A 4,848-nucleotide genomic window follows, 5' to 3' on the forward strand; every position below is an offset into this window, starting at 1 on the left:
GGTGTACCTGTGGGAGCTGGCTTGCCAGCGAAAGCGTCAGCGCAGACAACGCTGGGCTCCTATCATTCCCAATGATAGTTACCTTCGCCCCATTCGATTCGTTGTTGATAGTTGCAGATCGCAGAATCCGCCCACTCTCAATACATTGGCGGATCTATCCATGGAACACTCACTCAAACCCCTGCGCTATCCCCTTGCTGCCCTGGCACTGGTGGTGATGAGTGCCTGTGGCCGCACCCCGGAGGCCCCGCAAGCCCCCGGCGCGCCTAAAGTCAGCGTGGCCAAGGTGCTGGAACAACCAATCAACGAGTGGGACGAGTTCACCGGCCGCCTCGAAGCCCCCGAAACCGTCGAAGTGCGCCCACGCGTCTCCGGCCAGATCGATCAGGTCGCCTTCACCGAAGGCGCACAGGTCAAGAAAGGCGACCTGCTGTTCCAGATCGACCCCCGCCCGTTCCAGGCTCAAGTTCGCCAACTTGAAGCCCAACTGCAACAAGCCCGCGCCACCGCCACCCGCAGCCAGAACGAAGCCCAGCGCGGCGAACGCCTGCGCAGCAGCAACGCCATTTCCGCCGAGCTCGCCGAGTCACGCACCAGCGCCGCCACCGAGGCCCGCGCCGGCGTCGCCGCGATCCAGGCACAACTGGACCTGGCCAGGCTCAACCTGAGCTTCACCCGCGTCACCGCACCGATCAGCGGCCGCGTCAGCCGCGCACAGTTCACCGCCGGCAATATCGTCAGCGCCGACGTCACCCCGCTCACCAGCGTGGTCTCCACCGACAAGGTCTACGCCTACTTCGACGCCGACGAGCGCGTGTACCTCAAGTACAGCGAACTGGCGCGAAACGGCCAGCGCGGCCAAAGCACCCCGGTGTACCTGGGCCTGTCCAACGAAACCGGCAACCCGCACCTGGGCCAGATGAACTTCGTCGACAACCAGGTCAACCCCAAGACCGGCACCATCCGCGGTCGCGCCGTGTTCGACAACCGCGACGGCCAGTTCACCCCCGGCCTGTACGCACGCCTGAAGCTGGTCGGCAGCGCCACCTACTCGGCCGTGCTGATCAACGACGAAGCGGTAGGCACCGACCTTGGCAAGAAGTTCGTGCTGGTGATGGACAAGGACAACAAGGCCGATTACCGCGCCGTCGAGCTGGGCCCCAAACTCGAAGGCCTGCGCATCGTGCGCAGCGGCCTGAACAAGGAAGACCGCATTGTGGTCAAGGGCCTGCAGCGCGTACGCCCAGGCTCTGCCGTCAGCCCTGAAGAAACCCCGATGGCCAGCGACACCACCCTCGCCGCCCTCGCCCAGCAACGCCAGGCCCTGGAAGCCAGCACGCCGAGCAAGCCGATTGCGGTCAAGCTCGCCAGTGCCACGGCACCACGCGGTTAAGGGACGACTCCGATGAATTTTTCCCAGTTCTTCATTACCCGGCCGATCTTCGCCGCGGTACTTTCGCTGCTGATCCTGATCGCCGGCAGCATTTCGCTGTTCCAGCTGCCGATCAGCGAATACCCCGAAGTGGTACCCCCCACCGTGGTGGTGCGCGCCAACTTCCCCGGCGCCAACCCCAAGGTCATCGGCGAAACCGTCGCCGCACCGCTTGAGCAAGCCATCACCGGCGTCGAGAACATGCTGTACATGTCCTCGCAGTCGACCGCCGACGGCAAGATCACCCTGACCATCACCTTCGCCCTGGGCACCGACCTGGACAACGCCCAGGTGCAGGTGCAGAACCGCGTGACGCGCACCCAGCCCAAGCTGCCCGAAGAAGTGACGCGTATCGGTATCACCGTCGACAAGGCGTCACCCGACCTGACCATGGTGGTGCACCTGACCTCGCCCGATCAGCGCTACGACATGCTCTACCTGTCCAACTACGCCATCCTCAACATCAAGGACGAGCTGGCGCGCCTGGGCGGCGTGGGCGACGTGCAGCTGTTCGGCATGGGCGACTACTCGCTGCGCGTCTGGCTGGACCCGAACAAGACCGCTTCGCGCAACCTCACCGCCAGTGACGTGGTCAGCGCGATCCGCGAGCAGAACCGCCAGGTAGCCGCCGGCCAGCTCGGCTCGCCGCCTGCACCCAGCGCCACCAGCTTCCAGCTGTCGGTCAACACCCAGGGCCGGCTGGTCAGCGAAGAGGAATTCGAGAACATCATCATCCGCGCCGGCGCCGATGGCGAAATCACTCGCCTGAAGGACATCGCCCGCGTCGAGCTGGGCTCCAGCCAGTACGCCCTGCGCTCGCTGCTCAACAACCAGCCGGCGGTGGCGATCCCGATCTTCCAGCGCCCAGGCTCCAACGCCATCCAGATCTCCGACGACGTGCGCGCCAAGATGGCCGAACTGAAGAAGGACTTCCCCGAGGGCATGGACTACAGCATCGTCTACGACCCGACCGTGTTCGTGCGCGGTTCGATCGAGGCCGTGGTGCACACGCTGTTCGAAGCACTGATCCTGGTGGTGCTGGTGGTGATCCTGTTCCTGCAGACCTGGCGCGCCTCGATCATCCCGCTGGTGGCCGTACCGGTGTCACTGATCGGCACCTTCGCGGTGATGCACCTGTTCGGCTTCTCGCTCAACGCGCTGTCGCTGTTCGGGCTGGTATTGGCCATCGGCATCGTGGTGGACGACGCCATCGTGGTGGTGGAGAACGTGGAGCGCAATATCGAGCTGGGGCACACACCGCTGGAGGCGACCAAGCGCGCCATGGGTGAAGTGACCGGGCCGATCATCGCCACCGCCCTGGTACTGTGCGCGGTGTTCATCCCGGCTGCATTCATCTCGGGGCTCACCGGGCAGTTCTACAAGCAGTTTGCACTGACCATCGCAATCTCGACGGTGATCTCCGCGTTCAACTCGCTGACCCTGTCGCCAGCGCTGCGGCGGTGCTGCTCAGGGGCCACGACGCGCCCAAGGACCGTTTCTCCAAGGTACTCGATCGCCTGCTAGGCGGCTGGCTGTTCAAACCGTTCAACCGCTTCTTCGAGCGCGCCAGCCACAGCTATGTGGGTACCGTGGGCCGGGTCATCCGCAGCAGCGGTATCGCCCTGTTCGTGTACGCCGGGCTGATGGTGCTGACCTGGATGGGCTTTGCCGCCACGCCGACCGGCTTTGTCCCGGCGCAAGACAAGCAGTACCTGGTGGCCTTCGCGCAACTGCCCGACGCCGCCAGCCTGGACCGCACCGAAGCGGTGATCAAGAAAATGGGGGAAGCCGCCCTCAAGAACCCCGGCGTGGCGGACTCCATTGCATTCCCTGGCCTGTCGATCAACGGTTTCACCAACAGCCCCAACAGCGGCATCGTGTTCGTGGCCCTCAAGTCGTTCGACCAGCGCAAGGACCCCAGCCAGTCGGCAGCGGCCATTGCCGCCGCACTGAACGCGCAGTACGCCGATATCCAGGACGCCTATATCGCGATCTTCCCGCCGCCACCGGTTCAGGGGCTGGGCACCATCGGGGGCTTCCGCCTGCAGATCGAAGACCGTGGCAACCTGGGTTACGAAGCGCTGTACAAGGAAACCCAGAACATCATCGCCAAGAGCTACAACGTGCCGGAGCTGGCCGGGCTGTTCACCAGCTACCAGGTCAACGTGCCCCAGGTCGATGCCGCCATCGACGCGAAAAGGCCAAGACCCACGGCGTAGCCATCAACGATATCTTCGACACCCTGCAGATCTACCTGGGTTCGCTGTATGCCAACGACTTCAACCGCTTTGGCCGCACCTACCAGGTCAACGTGCAGGCCGAGCAGCAGTTCCGCCTCGATGCCGAGCAGATCGGCCAGCTCAAGGTGCGCAACAATCAGGGCGAGATGATCCCGCTGGCGACCTTCATCAAGGTCAGCGACACCTCCGGGCCGGACCGCGTGATGCACTACAACGGCTTCATCACCGCTGAAATCAACGGTGGCGCTGCGCCAGGCTACAGCTCGGGCCAGGCTGAAAAAGCCATCGAGAAGCTGCTCAAGGAAGAACTGCCCAACGGCATGACCTACGAATGGACCGAGTTGACCTACCAGCAGATCCTGGCCGGCAACACTGCGCTGTTCGTGTTCCCGCTGTGCGTGCTGCTGGCGTTCCTGGTACTGGCGGCACAGTACGAAAGCTGGAGCCTGCCGCTGGCGGTGATCCTGATCGTACCGATGACCCTGCTGTCGGCGATTACCGGGGTGATCCTGTCCGGTGGCGACAACAACATCTTCACCCAGATCGGCTTGATCGTACTGGTGGGACTGGCGTGCAAGAACGCGATCCTGATCGTGGAGTTCGCCAAGGACAAACAGGCCGAGGGGCTCGACCCGCTGGCTGCGGTGCTGGAAGCCTGCCGCCTGCGTCTGCGTCCGATCCTGATGACCTCGTTCGCCTTCATCATGGGGGTGGTGCCGCTGGTGTTCTCCTCCGGTGCCGGTGCCGAAATGCGCCATGCCATGGGTGTGGCGGTGTTCTCCGGGATGATCGGGGTAACCTTCTTCGGCCTGTTGCTGACACCGGTGTTCTTTGTATTGATCCGTCGCTATGTCGAGCGCAGCGAGGCGCGCAAGGCGGCCCGTCAGCTGACGCTGGAGAAGCAAGCATGAACCATTTGAAACTGTGGGCACCCAGCCTGCTGGTGCTGGCCCTGGCGGCCTGCGCCGTTGGCCCCGACTACCAGGCCCCGCACACCGCCGCCGCGCACCTGGCGGCGGCGGACGCCCAGCAGGCCAAGGCGGCCTTCGACCGCAGCCGGTTCGATGCGATCTGGTGGCGTCAGTTCGACGACCCGATCCCTGGACCAGTTGGTGAGCCAGTCGCTGGCCGACACCGTGAACTGCGGGTGGCCTTCGCCCGCCTCAAGGCCGCGCG

General features: G+C 64.3%; 1 protein-coding gene and 2 pseudogenes. All 3 read left to right on the top strand.

What is annotated here, in order from left to right:
- Positions 1 to 160: 160 nt before the first annotated feature.
- Entirely contained in the window at positions 161 to 1,393 is a 1,233-nt protein-coding gene (gene mexE / locus G3436_RS18185; protein ID WP_163947698.1) for a multidrug efflux RND transporter periplasmic adaptor subunit MexE, read from the top strand.
- Positions 1,394 to 1,405: 12 nt separating this feature from the next.
- Positions 1,406 to 4,583, top strand: a pseudogene (locus tag G3436_RS18190) (efflux RND transporter permease subunit).
- Positions 4,580 to 4,848, top strand: a pseudogene (locus G3436_RS18195) (TolC family protein); the annotation flags it as partial. The pseudogenes G3436_RS18190 and G3436_RS18195, both read left to right, overlap by 4 nt.

It is taken from the genome of Pseudomonas brassicae (assembly GCF_010671725.1).
Taxonomy (GTDB): Bacteria; Pseudomonadota; Gammaproteobacteria; order Pseudomonadales; family Pseudomonadaceae; genus Aquipseudomonas; species Aquipseudomonas brassicae.